Annotated in this window: 16 protein-coding genes; 10 read left to right on the top strand and 6 right to left on the bottom strand. The window is 49.8% G+C overall.

Annotated elements, in window-relative coordinates; genetic code table 11:
• Positions 1-52 precede the first annotated feature (52 nt).
• Both ccpA and CFI03_RS14130 read left to right on the top strand, forming a co-directional pair.
• A complete protein-coding gene (gene ccpA, locus CFI03_RS14135) occupies positions 53-1,063 on the top strand; it encodes a catabolite control protein A (RefSeq protein WP_127493511.1) in 1,011 nt (336 codons plus the stop codon).
• Positions 1,063-1,761 (top strand): 5'-methylthioadenosine/adenosylhomocysteine nucleosidase, encoded by a 699-nt coding sequence (locus CFI03_RS14130; RefSeq protein ID WP_248757710.1) that lies wholly within the window; start codon positions 1,063-1,065, stop codon positions 1,759-1,761. Before ccpA ends, CFI03_RS14130 begins: the two co-directional genes overlap by 1 nt.
• 60 nt (positions 1,762-1,821) lie before the next feature.
• Here the strand turns inward: CFI03_RS14130 and CFI03_RS14125 are convergent, their stop codons facing one another.
• Both CFI03_RS14125 and CFI03_RS14120 read right to left on the bottom strand, forming a co-directional pair.
• A complete protein-coding gene (locus CFI03_RS14125; protein WP_248757709.1) occupies positions 1,822-2,997 on the bottom strand; it encodes an acetoin utilization protein AcuC in 1,176 nt (391 codons plus the stop codon).
• Between the two features lie 26 nt (positions 2,998-3,023).
• Positions 3,024-3,659: a GNAT family N-acetyltransferase gene (locus tag CFI03_RS14120; protein ID WP_248757708.1), complete on the bottom strand. Its 636-nt coding sequence runs from the start codon at positions 3,657-3,659 to the stop codon at positions 3,024-3,026.
• 237 nt (positions 3,660-3,896) lie between these two features.
• Here CFI03_RS14120 and acsA point away from each other — a divergent pair, with 237 nt between their 5' ends.
• Positions 3,897-5,621 (top strand): acetate--CoA ligase, encoded by a 1,725-nt coding sequence (gene acsA, locus CFI03_RS14115; RefSeq protein ID WP_248757707.1) that lies wholly within the window; start codon positions 3,897-3,899, stop codon positions 5,619-5,621.
• A 217-nt stretch (positions 5,622-5,838) separates the two neighbouring features.
• Here acsA and CFI03_RS14110 read toward each other — a convergent pair whose 3' ends face one another.
• On the bottom strand, positions 5,839-8,934 hold the full coding sequence (locus CFI03_RS14110) for a penicillin-binding protein 1A (RefSeq protein ID WP_248757706.1): 3,096 nt from the start codon (positions 8,932-8,934) through the stop codon (positions 5,839-5,841).
• A gap of 427 nt (positions 8,935-9,361) precedes the next feature.
• On the opposite strand from CFI03_RS14110, the gene CFI03_RS14105 reads away from it, so the two are divergent.
• The gene (locus CFI03_RS14105; RefSeq protein ID WP_201001195.1) at positions 9,362-9,892 is read left to right on the top strand and encodes an NfeD family membrane protein; all 531 of its coding nucleotides are present in this window, start codon (positions 9,362-9,364) and stop codon (positions 9,890-9,892) included.
• Positions 9,893-9,920: 28 nt separating this feature from the next.
• Entirely contained in the window at positions 9,921-11,456 is a 1,536-nt protein-coding gene (locus CFI03_RS14100) for a flotillin family protein (RefSeq protein ID WP_248757705.1), read from the top strand.
• Between the two features lie 74 nt (positions 11,457-11,530).
• Here CFI03_RS14100 and CFI03_RS14095 read toward each other — a convergent pair whose 3' ends face one another.
• Together CFI03_RS14095 and rpsD are read right to left on the bottom strand one after the other, a co-directional pair.
• Positions 11,531-12,304, bottom strand: coding sequence for a class I SAM-dependent methyltransferase (locus tag CFI03_RS14095; RefSeq protein WP_248757704.1), 774 nt, complete (start codon positions 12,302-12,304; stop codon positions 11,531-11,533).
• A gap of 154 nt (positions 12,305-12,458) precedes the next feature.
• Positions 12,459-13,058, bottom strand: coding sequence for a 30S ribosomal protein S4 (rpsD, locus tag CFI03_RS14090; protein WP_127493491.1), 600 nt, complete (start codon positions 13,056-13,058; stop codon positions 12,459-12,461).
• Between the two features lie 363 nt (positions 13,059-13,421).
• Between rpsD and CFI03_RS14085 the strand changes: the two genes are divergently transcribed.
• The 5 genes from CFI03_RS14085 (at position 13,422) to CFI03_RS14065 (ending at position 18,169) form a co-directional block, all read left to right on the top strand.
• Positions 13,422-15,374 (top strand): diguanylate cyclase, encoded by a 1,953-nt coding sequence (locus CFI03_RS14085; protein ID WP_248757703.1) that lies wholly within the window; start codon positions 13,422-13,424, stop codon positions 15,372-15,374.
• A gap of 121 nt (positions 15,375-15,495) precedes the next feature.
• Positions 15,496-16,206: a hypothetical protein gene (locus tag CFI03_RS14080; protein ID WP_248757702.1), complete on the top strand. Its 711-nt coding sequence runs from the start codon at positions 15,496-15,498 to the stop codon at positions 16,204-16,206.
• A 76-nt stretch (positions 16,207-16,282) separates the two neighbouring features.
• Positions 16,283-17,398 (top strand): aminopeptidase, encoded by a 1,116-nt coding sequence (locus CFI03_RS14075; protein ID WP_127493484.1) that lies wholly within the window; start codon positions 16,283-16,285, stop codon positions 17,396-17,398.
• Positions 17,399-17,499: 101 nt separating this feature from the next.
• On the top strand, positions 17,500-17,742 hold the full coding sequence (locus CFI03_RS14070; RefSeq protein WP_127493482.1) for an HPr family phosphocarrier protein: 243 nt from the start codon (positions 17,500-17,502) through the stop codon (positions 17,740-17,742).
• Between the two features lie 139 nt (positions 17,743-17,881).
• Positions 17,882-18,169 carry an Fpa/YlaN family protein gene (locus CFI03_RS14065; protein WP_127493480.1) on the top strand — a complete coding sequence of 96 codons (288 nt, stop codon included), beginning with the start codon at positions 17,882-17,884 and terminating at the stop codon, positions 18,167-18,169.
• Positions 18,170-18,202: 33 nt separating this feature from the next.
• On the opposite strand, the gene cax is transcribed toward CFI03_RS14065, so the two are convergent.
• Complete coding sequence (cax, locus tag CFI03_RS14060) at positions 18,203-19,261, bottom strand: calcium/proton exchanger (RefSeq protein WP_127493478.1); 1,059 nt, start codon at positions 19,259-19,261, stop codon at positions 18,203-18,205.
• Between the last annotated feature and the right edge of the window lie 169 nt (positions 19,262-19,430).

Genomic DNA, 19,430 nt, shown 5'->3' with positions numbered 1-19,430 from the left:
CGTTAATATGCAGCGAACGTAAATAAAATTTGAGATATTGGAGAGAAGTACCGTGACGGTTACCATTTATGATGTAGCAAGAGAAGCAGGAGTATCGATGGCTACGGTTTCTCGGGTTGTGAACAACAATCCGAACGTGAAGCCGGCAACGCGCAAAAAGGTGTACGAGGCTATTGAACGACTCGGGTATCGTCCAAATGCGGTTGCTCGGGGCTTGGCCAGCAAGAAAACGACGACGGTCGGCGTTGTCATTCCGGATATTTCGAATGCGAACTTCGCCGAGGTTGCGCGTGGTATTGAAGATATTGCGAATATGTACCATTATAATATTATTTTGTGCAACGCGGACAAGAAGAAGGATAAAGAGATCCGTGTAATCAACACGCTTTTGGAAAAGCAAGTGGACGGGCTGCTCTTTATGGGCGGCGCTGTGACGGAAGAGCATATGCAGGCGTTCAAGACGGCGAATGTGCCAATCGTCCTTTGCGCAACCACGGATGAGAACGGTCAAATTCCGTCTGTTGACATTAACCATGAAGAAGCGGCTTACGACGCCGTGCGCAAGCTGGTTCAGGAAGGTCACAAACGTATTGCGATGATCAGCGGTACGCTGCAGGATCCGGCCAATGGTTATGCCCGTTTCCAAGGGTACAAGCGTGCGCTTGAAGACTCCGGAATTCCATACGATGAAACGCTGGTTCGCACGGGTAATTACCGTTACGAATCGGGTGTTGAAGCCATGAAATATTTCATTGATCTGTCGGTGCGTCCTACCGCCGTTTTTGCAGCTACGGATGAAATGGCTATTGGCGCCATTCACTGCATTCAAGACTCCGGTCTGAAAGTGCCTGACGATGTCTCGGTAATCAGTGTTGACAATACGCGTATGGCTTCGATGGTTCGTCCGCAGCTGACCGCCGTTGCCCAGCCGATGTATGATATCGGCGCGGTATCGATGCGTCTGCTCACGAAGCTGATGAAGAAGGAAGTTGTTGAGCACGCGAAAGTGGTTTTGCCGCATGAAATCGTTGTTCGGCAATCCGTTGGAGGTTTGCAAGCATAATGGCTTTTAATAAAATCGGTATTATTGGCGCAATGGTCGAAGAGATCGAGCTGTTGCATCAAAATGTTCATGTAACAAACAGCGTAACGAAAGCTGGCATTACCTATTACGAAGGCCAGCTTCATGGGAAGACGGTTGTGTTCTGCAAATCCGGTGTAGGTAAAGTTAACGCGGCTGTCTGCACGCAGATTCTGATTGATCTGGGTGTTGACAGCGTCTTGTTCACCGGCGTAGCAGGGGCGCTTGATCCGCGTCTCAATATCGGCGATATCGTCGTTTCATCCAGCTGCGTGCAGCATGATATGGACGTAACGCCTCTTGGATTCGCCAAAGGGGTTATTCCTTATCAGGAGCGTTCGGAGTTCACGGCCGATGAACGGCTCGTGAAGCTTGCATCGGAAGCAAGCGAGCGTCTGTTCGAAGGACGTAGCTTGATCGGTAAAGTATTGTCCGGCGATCAGTTCATCGCAAGCCGGGATACGGTTCGCGAGCTGTATGAGAACATGCAGGGCGCATGTGCGGAGATGGAAGGCGCTTCGGTCGCGCATGTGTGCGATTTGAATGAAGTACCGTTTGTTGTTATCCGCTCGATGTCGGATAAAGCTGACGGTTCAGCGCATGTGAACTACGCGGAGTTTACGGTAACGGCAGCCAACAATTCTTATGCGATTATAGATGACATGATTCAGCATATTTAACGCAAAAAACGTCCGTACCGAAAGGTACGGGCGTTTTTTATTTTCAGATACGTTGGTTTCTCATAGATCTTGAATGGCGATGGCAACGGTCTGGCGGTTCTTGCTCTCAATTTCTGCTCTCCGCGGAATAGGGAGGAGCTGATTCCTATCATCCAGCCAACTTGCGGGAAGGGGATCAGGGCTTGAGGAGGACCATTTATCCAGCCAGGCTTGTGGCAGCGGAACGTCTTCATGACGGATTAGCCGGTCTACGATCGGATGATCCGTCATCGTCAGCCAGACAAGCGACCAGGCTCTGGGGACAACCCTCCACCAGTCGTAACCGCCGCCGCCTAGAGCAACCCAGCGACCCTCCGTAAGCTTGTGGGCAAGCTCGTGGATGATCATGGGCATTTCCTGATAGATCCGCATGCTGCAATGAATATGTGATAAAGGGTCATACGCATGCGCGTCACAGCCATGTTGGCTTACGATAATATCGGGCTTGAAGGCTTCGGCGATTTTTGTTACCGAGCTGCGAAAGCATTCCAGCCAGGAGTCATCCTCCGTATAAGGCTCCATCGGTATATTGTAGCAGGCTCCGTAACCGGTGTCTGCTCCTTTCTCATGGACAAATCCGGTTCCGGGGAAAAGGAATTTGCCGGTTTCATGAATGGAGTAGGTGCAGACATCGGGATCATGGTAAAAGCTCCATTGCACGCCGTCCCCGTGATGGACATCCGTATCGATATACAAGACGCGCGCGCCATAGGTTTGGCGTATGTACTGAATAGCAACGGCAGCGTCGTTATAGACACAGAAGCCCGCACCGCGGTCAGGAAAGGCGTGATGCAGGCCGCCGGCCATATGATAAGCATGAACAGCTTGGCCGCTCATGACGAGTTCAGCAGCGTGAACGGAGCCGGCAGTTATAGTCGCCGCCGCGTTGTGCATTCCGGGAAAAAAGGGTGTGTCCTCCGTATCAAGTCCGTATTTGCCGGCAGCCGCGGCAGCTTCTTGAGCAGGGCTCTCCAAGCTTAGCTGCTGAACGGTATTGATGTAATCCGCCCGGTGAACGAGCGCAAGCAGCTCCTCGTCTGCCGTCGCGGAAGGGGAGTTTATTTGATCCTGTTGGAGTGCTCCCGCGGCATGCAGCAAATCAAGCGTTAGAGCAATGCGAAAAGGGCTAAACGGATGCTGCTCTCCAAATTGATAACGGGTACTGTCAGAATGATGAACGAATATTGCGTTAGTCACTTCTTAACCTCCCAAATAAAAACACGCTAATACATGAAACGCTGCCTGAAACGGATTCGGTCGAACTGCTCTTCGGATTCCTGTGGTACTTCTTTGCCGATGCGTACCATCAAGCAGTTTGCGGGATGCGAGCAAATCTCCGGATCATCGGTTGCGTACCAGACCATGCCGACGGATTTCATCAGTTTCTCCATAATGCCCCTGTACTCCCATACGCTCAGCTTTGTCCCTTCCAAATCCCAATGCCAGTAATACTCGGTGGTAAAGACGATCATATTTTCAAGCTGTCCGTCTGCGAAAGCCAATTGAATCATTTTTTTGCCGAGCCCGTAGGATCGGTATTGATCCGCTACTTCAATGGCTCCGAGTTCAACTAAATCCGGCATGCCGGCTTCGTACCAGCGTTCCAGCTCGTCCGGGTAATGAAAGGTGACATAGCCGACAATCAGTTCGTCTACGCGGGCTAAAATAATGCGTCCTTCTTCAAGGCCTGCAATCTCCACCAGTGCTTCATGCTGATCCTTGGGCCGCCTGAACGCGTCCAGATCGGCATGCATGGCGAGTGTCTGCAAGGACTCCGGAGGGACGGGACCTTCAATGATGCAGATTCGGCCGTCCTGCAATTCTATCTGCTGCCGTTGATATATTTTGCGATGCTCCAATAACGGTATCTCCTTTCCGAGGCCGTGAGCTCCCTTATATTTAAGGTTATAGCAAACATCGGGGAAAATGAAAAGCATAGTCGAATGGAAAGTCATTATGCTATAATTGTTGTGGCGGTTGAGTAACCGGGAAAGATGCGATTGATGGACGGCTTGTTTGCCTGCAAGATCCGGCTAGCAATTGAAAGCGTATTCTTTGCGGTTAATGTTTAACAGATTTGATGGGAGAGTGATAGAATGATCAACTTGCATCAAGAACGAATTCCAGCAGTGGCAACAAATCCGAATCTTAAGAATTACGAGCAAGCATCGAATGATTTCAAATGGGAAGAGATTGAAAGCCAATTCAGCTGGCATGAGACAGGGAAAGTAAACATGGCGTACGAAGCCATTGACCGTCATGTGGAATCCGGTAAAGGCGCGAATATCGCTCTTTACTACAGCGACAGCGCGCGCGATGAATCTTATACGTATGAACAAATGAGCAAGCAGTCGAACCGGTTCGCGAATGTATTGCGGAAATACGGCATCGGCAAGGGACAACGGGTATTTATCTTTATGCCGCGCACGCCGGAATTGTATTTTGGCCTATTAGGCGTCCTGAAGGTAGGTGCCGTTGTAGGCCCGCTATTCGAAGCTTTTATGGAGACGGCAGTCAAAGACCGCTTGCAGGACAGCGAAGCAACGGCGATTATTACGACGCCTGCTCTTCTTCCGCGAATTAAACGCGACGAGCTGCCTAACCTGAAACATATTTTTGTCTTTGGCGACAATGTAGCGGCTGACGATGTTATCGTCGACTTCAGCGCGGAGATGGCCCAAGCTTCGGAAGAAGCCGAGATCGAATGGCTTGATCGCGAAGATGGCCTTATTCTCCACTACACATCCGGTTCTACCGGGAAGCCTAAAGGGGTCTTCCACGTACAGAACGCCATGATTCAGCATTACTACACGGGTAAAATCGTACTGGATCTGAAAGAAGGCGATATTTATTGGTGTACGGCTGACCCAGGCTGGGTTACGGGAACTTCTTACGGCGTCTTTGCGCCATGGCTGAACGGAGCGACAAACGTGATTCGCGGCGGACGCTTTAGTCCAAGCGACTGGTATGGCACGATCCAGAAGTACGGCGTAACGGTATGGTATAGTGCCCCAACCGCATTCCGTATGCTGATGGGAGCAGGGGACGACCTGTCAAGCTCCTTCGATCTGTCGAGCCTGCGTCACGTGCTCAGCGTTGGCGAGCCGCTTAACCCGGAGGTCGTGCGCTGGGGAATGAAGGTTTACAATCAACGCATCCATGATACATGGTGGATGACGGAAACCGGCGCTCAGCTGATCTGTAACTATCCGTCCATGGATATCAAGCCGGGTTCGATGGGTAAACCGCTGCCAGGCGTCAAAGCGGCGATTATCGACGATCAGGGCAACGAGCTTCCGCCATATCGCATGGGTAACCTGGCTGTACAGACGCCATGGCCATCAATGATGCGGAAAATTTGGAACAATCCTTCGAAATACGAGGAATATTTCCGTATTCAAGGCTGGTACATTTCCGGAGACTCTGCTTATATGGATGAGGACGGCTACTTCTGGTTCCAAGGCCGTATTGATGATGTCATCAACACAGCCGGTGAGCGGGTAGGCCCGTTTGAAGTAGAGAGCAAGCTTGTAGAGCATCCAGCGGTCGCAGAAGCGGGGGTAATCGGCAAGCCGGACCCTATGCGCGGCGAGATTATTAAAGCGTTTATCGCCCTTCGTGAGGGCTATACGGCTTCGGATGAGCTGAAGGCCGAGATTGCGCAATTCGTAAAAGTCGGATTGTCCGCTCATGCCGCGCCACGCGAAATCGAGTTCAAAGACAAGCTGCCGAAGACGCGCAGCGGCAAAATCATGCGCCGCGTCCTCAAAGCTTGGGAACTTAATCTCCCAACAGGCGACCTGTCGACTATCGAGGACTAATATATTAAAAAAGCGCCACGGAATTTATCCGTGGCGCTTTTTTCTGTTCATTTTCTTAATGGAGCAGTTTGAATGATTCTGGAGAAGCGTAGCGTTCGCCTTTGTACTCCGGATTCCCACCCTGATAAACTTGTTCAAGGAATCCGGGTACAACAGCGATCGGAAGAACATTCAAATGCGCAGTCAGCCATTTAAATGTTTTATTCAATCTGCTTCGTTATTTCCCAACCTTTACTTGCTGCGAAGGAGGGGATTTGCCGGTATCGTTCTCCGCAATGACGTAGAAGGTACCGGTCGCAAGCGGTGAAGCATATTCAAAGCTTGGTTTTTGAGTCTTTCCGACCTCAACGTATTTATCGTCGTTATTTGCGCTGAAGTATACATGATAAGTCGTAACGTATTCGGCATCCGCATTTGCGTTCCAAGTCAGCAGCACGCTCAAATCAGTTGGTGCTGCAGCCAAGCCGCTTGGTGAGGAAGGCGGAGCCAGATCCGGATGCTCGGTACCCGTGTTGCTGCCGTTGTCGGTGTTGGTGTTATCGCCAGGCAAACCAGGAAGGCCAGGAAGCTCTACAGCTCCTTTTCCGAATGTAACGACTTGACTTGCCGCAGATTCTTTGCCGGCTACGTCGACCGCAGTGACATAGAAGCTGTAGCCTTGATTGCCGGATACCGTCATTTTTGCTTTCAGTTCATCGCCAACGAGAATGGAATCTCCAACCTTTTGGGCAGGCTGTCCGTTAACGGATTGATAAACCCGGTAGCCTACAATATCCTTCTCGGTGCCGCCTGTAAAGGTCAGCATAACGACTCCGGATCCAATAGATTGCAGCTTCACATTGCTTGGCGCATTTGGCGCATTGCCGTCATCTACCCGCGGATCCACTTTGGATGGCGCATTGGTATCCGCATCGGCAGGCAAATAGGATTCAAGCGATTTTCTGCTGCTTGCCGGAAGCTTCTCTTGCGCCGCCCTGATTTCATCCATTAATTCATCCAGCGGTTTCTTCCGCTTAATTACGATTCGTTCGCGCACCATGTCTTTTGGCGTAGCCGGATTAGGAACATAGTTGACGCCGTTGAACGGAATATATGCCATTTTCACCAAAGCGTCATCGGTTTCCTTCGGCAAATACTTCTGATTGAACCAGTCCGTGACAAGCATGCCGGATTCCTTCGTCAGCTGGCTTGGAAGCTTGCCGCTTGCGCTGGATACCGTAGCTTTCACAAGGCCGGAAGGACGTTCGAATTCCTTCGTCGGGAAGAGCTCCGGCTTAGCTTTCGTAATCTCATTCATCATAAGCGCCCAGATCGAGCGAGCCCGCTTCTTGCCAGGGTCCGACAAGGTATGAATTTGCTCTTCGTAACCTGCCCAAACGCCAAGGGTAACATCCGGGGTGAAGCCCATAAACCATACGTCGCCGTAGCTTTGCGTCGTACCGGTTTTTCCTGCGATCGGAATTTTACCGTATTGCTTGAAGTCGGAAGTCAACGAATGGGCGGTACCTTGGCCGCTAGATACGACCGTCTTCAGCATGTCGGTAACCAGGAATGCCGTTTGCGGCGAGAATACCTGCTTTGGAGCAGCTTTATGCTCGTAAACCGCTTTTCCTTGCGAATCGGTAATTTTCGAAATCATGTAAGCATCGTTAAAGACGCCTTTATTCGGAATCGCGCCATACGCATTCGTCAGCTCTTCAACCGAAACCCCGATGCTGAGACCGCCAATTACGCCGGTCTGCGCATTGTCGTCCTGCGGCTGCAAGGTCGTAATGCCAAGATCGCGCGCGAAGCTCCATGCGCCTTTGATCGTAACATCGTCAAGGAAGATCTTGATAGCCGGCAAGTTGAGAGAGCGATTAAGCGCTTCGCGCGCCGTCACAAGCCCTAGGTATCTGTTCGTCGAGTTTTTCGGGATATGGAAGCCTTTTTGTCCATCCTTCAGTACCACGGGAGCATCATCAACAATGCTTGCAGGTTGAATGAGTCCTTTATCAATAGCTGGCAGATAGGCGGCGATCGTCTTCATCGCCGAACCTGGCTGACGCGTCATCTGAGTGGCAAAGTTCATTTGCTCCTCGTAGAAGTCGCGGCCTTCCAGCATGCTCAGAATCGCGCCGGTCTTGTGATCGATCATGACGGCAGCTGTCTGCTCGAGACCCTTCTCCTTGCTGAAGGCGGAGAAATTCTTAGGATTTGCCGCGATATCGTGCATGATCTTGTAGATCTCTTTGTCAATCGTAGTATAGACATGATAACCGCCGTTGAGCAGACGCTGGCGGGCATCTTCTACAAGCGCGGAGTTTTCTTTCTTCTTCAGGTCCGACTGGGTAAGCTTCGGATTCTCCTGAAGAACCAGGATTTCAGCAGCCTGGCGTTCCGCTTCCAGCATCAGGTAAGGATAAGTCGTATATGCCTTTTCCGATGGAGGTGCGAGGGAGGAGCGGATATCAAAAGCTTTTGCTTCATCGTATTGCTGCTTCGTAATCCGTCCGAATTTCAGCATCTGCGAGAGTACGGTGCCTTGGCGTTCAATAGCAAGCTGGAAGCCTTCCTCATCGAATTGTCCTTTGCTCGTGAACGCGGTATAGGCCGAAGGGCGCTGCGGCAGGCCGGCCAGATAAGCAGCCTGAGCAATATTTAATTGATTAAGGTCGGTGATATTGAACAGCCCCCGGGCTGCCGATTTAATACCGTATAGATTATAACCGCTGGAACCGTTGCCGAACGGGACCTTGTTCAAATAAGCGGCGAGAATCTCGCCTTTGGTCAGATAACGCTCCATCCGGAGTGCAAGAAACATCTCTTTTACTTTACGGCTGTCCGTCTTGTCCAAGCTGAGGAATACGCGCCTAGCCAGCTGCTGCGTCAGCGTACTGCCGCCGGTTTGCGTTTCTTCATTTAATAGCTTCTGTTTCACTGCCCGTCCAAGACCGTTGATATCGACGCCTTTGTGATGCATGAAGTTGTTATCCTCAATGGCAAGCACGGCATCGATAACCTGCTGAGGCAGATCATCGTATTCGATTGGCGTCCGGTCCTCCTCGGTCCGGAGCTGTCCGACCAGCGTGTCGTCATTGAAATACACATATCCCGTAATCGAATTTTCGTTTACTTTCTCCTCGATTAATGTGCGAGGACGCACTGCTTCGTCCTTGACAAGCGAGGCGACATAGCCGGTTAAAGCCCCGCCGGTTAATAAACCGATAAAAATGCCGAAATAAATGAGCCATTTGACAGTCATCAATGATATGATTCCGAAAGTACGCCATCCGCTCCTGCGGGGCGGCGATTTGCGATCTTCTTCTTGCATATGTACAAATTCCCCCTCTAAATGACCAGAACCTATTATAACACAGAACGTTTATTTGGAGCACTAGCATGATTGACTTCCCTGTAGCCCTGTGGTAGTAAAGCTGAAATGCGTTGGATGACATGGAGATGCCGGCGAATGATGTCAAATCGTAACGAAGTATGCTTCACGTATTGTTATATTGCCCAAATGTTTAATTTCGGCAGTGTGCTTTCGCCGACGAATGCCTTAAGTAGCATTTGCCGTCTATATAGACGTTAAAAGCCAGGAAAAGTTGTATGCGTAATTAGAATAGTTTTACTGCAAATGCTTGAAAAAATTAAAATAATGAAGCCTGCGATTAGAAATCTCCCATTTTTCCGAAACAAAAGCGGGGGATTACGCGTATGAATTAACAGCATATGGTTGCTGTGAGAGGAGGAGGAAGTTGGAGGCGGTATTTTGGGGATGTCTCATTGGCGGAGCTTTATATGCCATCATTAGCGCACTGCTTGGGGATTTGATCGGTCACGCGCTGGGCGGCATTCTTGATTTTTTGTCGCTGGACGGTCATCCATGGCTTAATCCGACAACCTTGGTTGGCGGAATTACCGCATTTGGCGGTGCAGGGCTGCTGCTTGCGCATTACACGGCGCTTGGGCTCGCAGCCGTATTTATTCTAGCTCTTGCGGGAGGCGTGGTTATTGGCGGCAGCGGCTATTTCCTGTATGTAAAGCCGATGAGCGAAAGCGAAAATTCGGTTGCGCTCTCGGAAAAGGACCTAAGCGGCAAGATCGCCGAAGTGATTACGGCCATCCCATCCAAGGGCTACGGCGAAGTGCTTGTCAAAGCTGGCGCGGGATATACCAACCAGATTGCCGCCAGCTTCGACGGTGACGACATACCAGGCGGTTCCCGGGTTGTTGTTGTGGAAGTAAAAGATAATACGTTGTACGTCTCCAAGCTTGACCCTTACTAAAAAGTGCTAGACTGAGAGGAGAAAGTTCATGCCAGAGTATCTTATTATTCCTTCTATTGTAGTTGCCGTATTCGTTATTCTCGGTATTGCCTTTTGGGCGCGCTACCGTACCGTAAGCCCAGACGAAGCGATGATCGTAACGGGTTCCTTCTTGGGAAGCCGCAACGTAAGCGCGGATGAAACCGGCCGTAAAATTAAAATCGTCCGCGGCGGAGGCGCCTTTATCCTTCCGATATTCCAAAAGGCAGAGTTTCTGTCGCTGCTCTCCCACAAGCTGGACGTCTCTACTCCGGAAGTATACACGGAACAAGGCGTACCTGTAATGGCGGATGGTGTCGCGATTATCAAAATCGGCGGTATCGTTGAGGATGTGGCGACGGCAGCCGAGCAGTTCATGGGCAAGCCAACCGAAGCTTTGAAGAGCGAAGCGCAAGAGGTACTGGAAGGTCATCTCCGGGCTATTCTCGGTACGATGACGGTAGAAGAGGTTTACCGGAACCGCGATAAATTCGCGCAAGAGGTGCAGGGCGTCGCAGCCAAGGATTTGAAAAAGATGGGCCTGCAGATCGTTTCCTTCACGATCAAGGATTTGCGGGATAAGCATGGATATCTCGATGCCCTTGGTAAACCGCGTATCGCTGCCGTAAAACGGGATGCGGATATCGCGGAAGCGGAGGCGGTGAGAGATTCCAGGATTAAGAAGGCGATTGCCGAGGAAGAAGGACAAAAGGCCGAGCTTCTGCGCGATACTAATATCGCCGAAGCTGCCAAAGAGAAAGAACTGAAGGTGGCTTCATTCAAACGCGAGCAGGATATGGCGAAAGCGGAAGCGGATCAAGCTTATTCGATTCAGGAAGCGCGCGCGAAGCAGAGCGTGGTAGAAGAGCAGATGAAGGTTGAGCTCGTCCGGAAGGAGCGCGAGATTGATCTGGAAGCGAAAGAAATTTTGCGCCGCGAGAAGCAGTATGATGCGGAAGTGAAGAAAAAAGCCGAAGCCGACCGTTATGCGGTCGAACAGGCGGCCGAAGCGGATAAAACCAAAAAGCTTCGCGAAGCGGATGCGGTGCAATACCGCATCGAATCGGAAGCGAAGGCGCTTGCCGAGCAGAAGCGTCTGGACGGTCTTGCGATCGCCGACGCGGAACGCGCGAAAGGTACGGCCGAAGCCGAGGTTATCCGTCTGCGCGGTCTTGCCGAGGCGGAAGCGAAGGAAAAGCTTGCTCAAGCGTTCGAAAGCTTTGGCGAAGCTGCGGTTCTCGATATCATCGTGAAAATGCTGCCTGAGCTTGCGGGCAAAGTGGCAGAGCCGATTAAAGGCATCGACAAGCTGACGGTTGTAGATACCGGTCATGGCGAAGGGGCTGCCCGCTTAAGCAATTACGTAACCGGCTTAATGGCGACAGCACCGGAGATGCTGAAAAATGTATCCGGAATTGATGTCAACACCCTGATGAAAAACTTAACGTCCCGGGTATCCGGTACTCTAACTCAGCCTGTGGCAGCTGCCGCCGAGGCGCCTGTGCAAATCCCGCAACCTGCCGAGCCTGTGGAGAAAAAAGAATAACGAAACCTAAAAATCCCGGAGAGGACAATTGGAGTCTCTCCGGGATTTCTTTTGCCGTTATAGAATAGGTTTTCCTATAATTTCACGGCAGATATACGGATACGTCTGTAATCAGCTTGATAAACCCCACTGACGACCTGCAGCTTCTGTTTGGCTGCCTGGTATACCTCTTGCTTGGCAGACTCTCTATCGGCGTTATCGAGGCCTTTGAAGAAAGCATCTCCGAATCCGTCCAGCCAATGCATTACCCCTTTTTCTCCTTCAGGCAAAGGAGTAATGCGGTCGAAATGCTCGGCAATTGTGACCTCGAACCCATTTTGTTCGAGCAGACTTGCATATTCGCCAATCGAAGGGAAATACCAAGGGTTCCGTTCAGCCGGATCTATGCCGTATCGCGGCATCACTTCGTAAAAGGCCTGGACAAAAACATCCACATTGCCCTTGCCGCCAAATTCGGCAACAAACCTTCCTCCGCCCTTTAAGGAATCCCGAACGGATTCGATAACACCGCGGGCATTTGTCATCCAGTGCAGGGCCGCGTTCGAGAAAACGGCATCAAACGGAGCCTCGAAGCGGAATTGCTCACCGTCCCCAACGATGAAGGTAATATCCGGATATTTGCTTCTTGCGGATGCAATCATGGCTTCCGACTGATCCATTCCGGTTACCTTCGCGCCCGATCCGGCGATTTCAACGGCGAGATCGCCTGTACCGCAGCCCAGATCCAGAATATGTTCTCCTGGCTGCGGATCCAGCCAATCCAGAATGCCTTTGCCGAGCTTTGATACAAACCCGAGCTGCGAATCGTACGTCCCGGGATTCCATGCCTGCGTGCCTTGATTGATCATGTTTCATCGCCTCCGATCGGTTATACCTTAGTTTTACCTCTTTTAACCATATAAGTGAAATATATAATATCTATCTTCTTTATAGCTTTAACCTATGAAATAAATGGTAAAAACCCCGGAGAGCATAAGCTCCCGGGGTTTCCGAGTCAAGCGATTAACGGCTGTAGAACTCGACGATTTGTTTCTCGTCGATCTCTTGGGAAAGCTCAGCGCGTTCTGGAAGACGAACGTATTTGCCTTCAACAGCTGTATCGTTGAATTCCAGGTAGTTCGGCAGGTGATGACGGCCTTCGATCGCTTCTTTGATCGATTTCAGACCACGGCTGCGCTCGCGCAGACCGATTACGTCGCCAGTCGATACTGTGAAGGAAGCGATGTCGACTTTTTTGCCGTTAACCGTTACGTGACCGTGGGATACCAACTGACGTGCGCCTGCACGGGAGTTAGCGAAACCAAGACGGAACACGAGGTTGTCCAGGCGGCTTTCGAGAAGGACCATGAAGTTTTCACCGGAGATACCTTTCAGTTTAGCCGCTTTGTCGAACAAGTTGCGGAATTGCTTCTCGTTCAAGCCGTACATGTGACGCAGTTTTTGTTTTTCTTGCAATTGAACGCCATAACCGCTAAGCTTTTTGCGTTGGTTAGGACCGTGTTGGCCTGGAGGGAATGGACGTTTCAATTCTTTGCCAGTACCGCTCAAGGAAATACCAAGACGGCGGCTTAATTTAAATTTAGGACCTGTATAACGGGACATGAGTTGTGTAACTCCTTCAAAATTGTATTTTTGAGGATGGGGTTGTGTTTCGCCGAATACGCTCTATGCTCGAAATCTTCGAAGCCTGATAAACAGTTCAGCCGCTGGTATATCAGCGAACGTATTTCTGAGGGTGACACAAAACCGTACGCCCATGCATTCATTTATAGATAATATATGAAATTGCTTGCCTTTGTCAAGGCGCCAGCACTTCCCATCAACGACAGCGGACGAGGTTCAAAAGACCTAAAAGCTGGAATTTTGAGTAGTGCAAAATTCTCAAAAATAAAGTATATTATAAATTGAAATAATAGCTTGATAGACTCGTCTCCTTTATATAGAGGGAAGGGCTGGGTGTTGCCGATGGCGGATTTATACAATAATCCACAGGCGTTAGATGAAACTGCCGCGGCAGCTCATCGGATTGAAGAGGATATGCGAACAATATGGTTTGAGAATGAAGATATTCAAGCTGCGGATGAACCGTACTTGCTGCCGTTGCTGGAGGAGAGCTTTGCTTGCTGGCGCAAGGATTCCGACGAGCAAGCGATGCCGGTAGGCGGGCAGTTCGTATTGTTAGATTTGAACAGCAATGTGATTGGTTCCGCGGGAACCATGGAGATATATCGTCAGGCGGAGGCAATTGCCGCCGCGCGGCAGGCTGCTGCCGATTCCATGACATCATCAGAATCTGCGACAGAAGATGAGCGGAAGTTGGAGACCGTGGCCGTTCCCGTACTCACTCGATCGGATCGTCGTCCTTTTTGCGTCTTGGTTTATGTAACAGATTTTCTTGACGGAGCTCAGGCCAAGTCCATCGCGCAGCTTAGCGCGCTTCATTTCCGGACATGCTTTTACCGCAGGTTTGAGCAGCTCTACATCAAAGATCTGCTATTGCAGCAAAAGCGGACGGACAAGGAAGCGAGCAGGCGCGATGCCTTGTTTTTGGCGGCCAAAAGGTTGTATGACCAATTCGACGTCACTTCGGTATTGTCCGAAATGCTAAGCAGTTTGGAGCAGTTATATCCGAATTCGATTGCGCAATTGTATTTATCGCAGGATCATGTCAACGGGGATTCCCGAGTCAAACCCCTTGTATTTAAAAATGCGGCGCATGACCTGGTAGCCAAGTCTTTTCTGGAAGGCAAGCTTGTGACCGAGCAGGACCGGGATGGGACTAAACGTCTTGCGGTACCCATGACGGGCAAGCAGGCTGCTTACGGCGTTTTATGCTTGACGGTTAACGCGAGCAGCTGGGATGATGCGGACCTGCCGGCTTTTGTTTTGCTGGCCGATACGGCCGGCACAGCGTTTGAGAACGCGAAGCTATACGAGCAGTCGAACCTTCTTATTAATGAATTAAGATTGATTAACGAGCTTACGAAGAGGCTGAACCAATCGCTGAAGCTGAAGGAAATTTTCAAATTTGCTTCATCAGAGCTTCTAAGCGTCTTTGACGCCGATTATTGCTGCGTTCTTCAGCTTAACAAAGAGAAAAATCAGTTTGTCGTTATGGCGAGCAATATCCCTGCCATGTCTAGCGAGCATTTCTCGCCCGAATACGGGTTCTGCGGCATCGTGCATCGGACGAAAGAGCCGCTTATCATTTCGGATTATTGGCACACCAGAGTCGTCAATTCCAAGCTTATGGACAATACGGGAGCACGCTCGCTTATTGCTACGCCGATTCTTGTCGATTCGGAAGTTGTCGGCGTTATAATGGTTGCCCATAAAAGCGCGAATTTCTTTTCCTATGACAATTACAAGCTTCTGCAGGTCATGTCGACTCATATAGGGCTGGCGATTACGAATGCATCGCTTCATGCCGAAGTCCGGAGAATGGTGATTACGGATAATTTGACGGGCCTGCACGCCCGCCATTATCTCAATGAGCAGATTCAAAGCCGTCAGAGGAAGGATCCGCTCGGTGCATTGATCCTCGTCGATATCGACCATTTCAAGCAAATCAACGACACGTTCGGACATCAGGTTGGCGATCAGATTCTGGTGCAGGTCAGCAGCATCATCCGCAGCTCGATCCGGCAGGGCGACATTGCCGCAAGATGGGGCGGGGAGGAATTGGCCGTTTATTTGCCGGGTATCCGTTCGGAACAGGCTTACAGAATTGCGGAACGGATCCGAACCCATGTGGAAGCAGAAACTCAGCCGGTTGTAACGGTATCCTGCGGTGTCTCCGAATGGACGTTCGAGAACGAGAAAATCAGCGTGGAATCCCTATTCTACAGAGCGGATATGGCGCTGTATGAAGCAAAAAACAACGGCAGAAACCGGATTTATATCGGACAAGCCAACTGATTGTTATGAAGGACACCTCCAGAGGTGTCCTTTTCTTTTTGGAAACGATCCGAATAAGGCGCTGTCCGTTCAGGGGACGATAAGGTTAAATGGAACGATTGAATGAAAGGTGTTGTGTTAATTGAAGCTCCTAAAACATACGCTTATTAGCACGCTGCTTGCAGCGCTTGTATTAGCCTTGACCGGATGCTCAACCTCCAGCCGTCCGCCCGAGGAATGGTTAAACATGTCGATTGCCGGTCTTGCGGGCAAGGATCAGTATGCCTTCTCCGGCCAGACAACCATCTACTCGGCGGAAGGATGGGCTTACGCGCCCCGGACCTTTCAAGGACATATCGAAGAGCATACCAAGCTGCATGCTCAAGGCGATGACGGCGAGGATCTGGAGTGGAGCCCGATTGAGGTTCTGAACAAAGTGAAAAACGCGCATAAGAAAGTAGACTTTGTCGACGCGGCCACAACAGCCAACCAAGTTGCCTTGCATATCGAGCTGAACGATCAGGATGCCAACAAGCTCTGGAAAGAGCAGCTTCAGGATGAGATGAACGCGCTGGCTGCCAAGGAACCGCTGGAAGAAGGGCCGTATAAACAAGCCTGGCTGAAAGAATTTAACGAATCCCGAAAGCAGATGGACAAAATGCTGAAATCCCTGCAGGTAAAAGCACAATATACGGTGTTGATCGACAGAAATAGTCTTGTTCCGACTAAGCTGGAGGAGCATTCCGTTCTTCATTATTCGCTCTCCGGACAAGACAAACAGGAAAAGCGCGATACCAGCGTTACCTTTAGTCCCTTTAACGGAACAGGAACAGGAACAGGAACTGTTCAATAAGCAAGCAACATGCTAATATGTTCGAAGGCTGTTTTTCACAAAACAGTGCTCATAAGTAATGGAGGTTTGAATAAAGATGCGTGATGCAAGATTACAAAAGCTGGCGGCCAACCTTGCCGGCTACTCGATTGATGTACAGCCCGGCGACAACGTACTGATCGATTTGATTGGCCTTGAGCTGGAGCTGGGCAAATGCCTTATCGAAGAAGTAACAAAACGTGGCGGAAGACCGTTTGTGGAGCTGAGTGACCGCTCTGTCCTGCGGACGATGCTGACGCATGCAACCAAGGAGCAAATCGAGCTTTGGGCGAAGCATGACCTTGAGCGCATGGAGCAAATGCAAGGCTATATCGGCGTGCGGTCGGGCTCGAACGTAAACGAATTGTCTGATGTGCCGAAGGAAAAAATGCGTCTATACGAGCAATTATACACACATCCCGTACATATGGAGGAGCGCGTTAAGCGGACGAAGTGGGTTGTTCTCCGTTACCCGACTCCATCGATGGCGCAGCTGGCTAACATGAGCACGGAAGCGTTTGAGGATTTCTATTTTGATGTATGCAACCTGGATTACGCGAAAATGGACCGCGCGCAGGATCCGCTTCAGGCATTGATGTCCCGTACGGACAAAGTACGGATCGTTTCGCCGGGTACGGACTTAACGTTCTCCATCAAAGATATCGGCGCGAAAAAATGCTCCGGCCAGCGGAATATTCCTGACGGCGAAGTATTCTCCGCGCCTGTCCGGGATTCAGTTAACGGCGTAATTACGTACAATTCGCCAAGCGTCTATTCCGGAACAACGTTCCAGAATATCTCGTTTACGTTCGAGAATGGCAAGATCGTTAACGCAACCAGCAATGATACGAAGAAGTTGAACGAGATTCTGGACAGCGACGAAGGCGCGCGTTACATCGGTGAATTCGCAATCGGCTTTAATCCGTATATTTTGCATCCGATGAACGATATTTTGTTCGACGAAAAGATTGCGGGAAGCCTTCACTTTACGCCGGGTCAAGCGTATGAGGAGACCGATAATGGTAACCGTTCTTCCATTCATTGGGATTTAGTATTGATTCAACGTCCGGAATACGGTGGTGGAGAAATTTATTTCGATGATGTATTAATCCGAAAAGACGGCGTTTTCGTACTGCCGGAGCTGGAAGGACTAAATTCCGAAAATTTGAAATAAATGAAAATGAAGCGTTTTTGAACTTTTCTCTTGATGGATGTTATATTTCGGGTTATCATGATGTCAAGGAAAGCTTTACTAATTAACTGGAGGGATTCCCCATGTCCAACAATGCAGCTATCGTAGAAATTTCTCAAGCGGCTAGCCAATTCCGCTCTTCAATCGTTCTGCAAGCCGACAACAAATATATCGATGTTAAGAGCATTCTTGGACTGTTTACGACGTTGGTAGGCGGCCACGCTTACGAACTTCATGTTCATGGTCCTGATGCGGAAGAAGCGAAAGCAAAAATGGCAGAAATTTTCGCAAAACATAACTTGAATGTAACGGTAATTAGCGAATAGGACCGGAATGGTCGCAAACAAAGCGTTTCTTCTTCTGAAAAGAAGAAGCGCTTTTTTGTTTTGTCCTTGTGTATTGGCTCTTTTTCGTCTAATATAAAAGATATAGACGACGGCGGGTACACGCACAGGGGGGAAAACGATGTCTTCACCGGAAGTCACGGTTCAATTGCATGAGAAAGCGCTTCGTCTCCTAACGGAAGATGCGAGTAAAATAGAAAAACTTATCGAAGTTCAGATGGAGAACTTGACGACCCGTCAATGTCCGCTGTACGAGGAAGTTTTGGACACGCAAATGTATGGATTCTCGCGGGAGATTGACTTTGCTGTGCGCGCGGGATTGATAGCCGAGCAGAGCGGAAAAGAAATGTTAAGCCGATTGGAGCGCAACTTGGCCCAGTTGTATGAAGCGTTAAATAATAAAGAGTAGACTCCATTTGGAGCCTACTCTTTTTTTGTGTTCTTAAACTAGATAGAAGGCAACGCCCAATATGACATAAACCATAAGCAGCAGGAACCCTTCATACCAGTTGGTCGTACCGTCTCGGGAAACGGACTTCGCTATAAAGACGGAAACGCCGATGGCGGTTAATTCGATTGGCGTGAAGATAATATCCATAGTATTGCCCATAAACGCACTAACCAGAATCAGCACCGGGGCTACAAACAACGCGATCTGCAAGCTGCTGCCGATGGCGATTTCGACTGCTGCGCCGATTTTGTTCTTAAGTGCCAGCATAACCGCTGCGCTATGTTCGGCTGCATTACCGATGATTGCGATAACGAACGCACCGACAAACAGCTGGGACAGGCCAAATTTCTCGGTAAAGCTGTCGAGTGTGTGCACGAGCCATTCGCTGACGAAAGCGACCATAACCGTCGCTACAACCAGCATAATAACGGATACGCCTTTCGACCACATCGGCTCCTCGCCATGATCGGCATTCATCACGTTATCCGCGAGAACGTCTTTATGGGTAATCATCGAGAACACAAGCCACAGCAGGTAAGAAACGATCAGAATGCAGGCAACCGTGATGCTGAGGAAATGGTCCTTATTAAGCGTGAAATGCTCGGCGCCAACAAAGACAGCCGGTACAAACAAACCGATAACAGCCATAATCATCAGCGTTGCGTTATGCTCGGCCAATTGATTATTGAAAAATTGCTGTTTGAATTTAATACCGCCGGCAAGGAGACTAAGTCCAAGGACGAGCAGCAGGTTGCCGATGATGGAACCCGTAATACTCGCTTTAACGGTATCGAACAAGCCTTCTTTAACGAGGAAGATCGCAATGATCAGCTCTGCCGCGTTACCAAACGTGGCATTTAGAAACCCGCCAAGCCTTTGTCCGGCGTAATGCGCAACACTTTCCGTCGCTTTGCCGAGAAAGCCCGCCACAAACACGACGGCGATAGCGGAAATGATAAATTGAAGCGTCATGTCCCAATGGGCGAAATGCCCGATTGCGCTCAGGAGGAACATGACAATTAATCCGCCGAAAAACAGTTTCTGTCTCACCAAATCCACCTCTTCAATTATGTAGGTCTAAAAAACATTATTAATCATAACGAAAAAAGGCAACCATGTAAACTTTTCCAAAAAAATATGCTATAGGGCCTAATATAGATCTACTTCCTTCCTTGCTTCAAATTGAGCCATCCATTACAATGATGGTATATGGCAAATT

The organism is Paenibacillus sp. ATY16, assembly GCF_003399985.2.
GTDB classification, from domain to species: domain Bacteria; phylum Bacillota; class Bacilli; order Paenibacillales; family Paenibacillaceae; genus Pristimantibacillus; species Pristimantibacillus glycanilyticus.
Note: the sequence above shows the minus strand (reverse complement) of the source record. Positions and strands in the feature narration are given on the sequence as shown.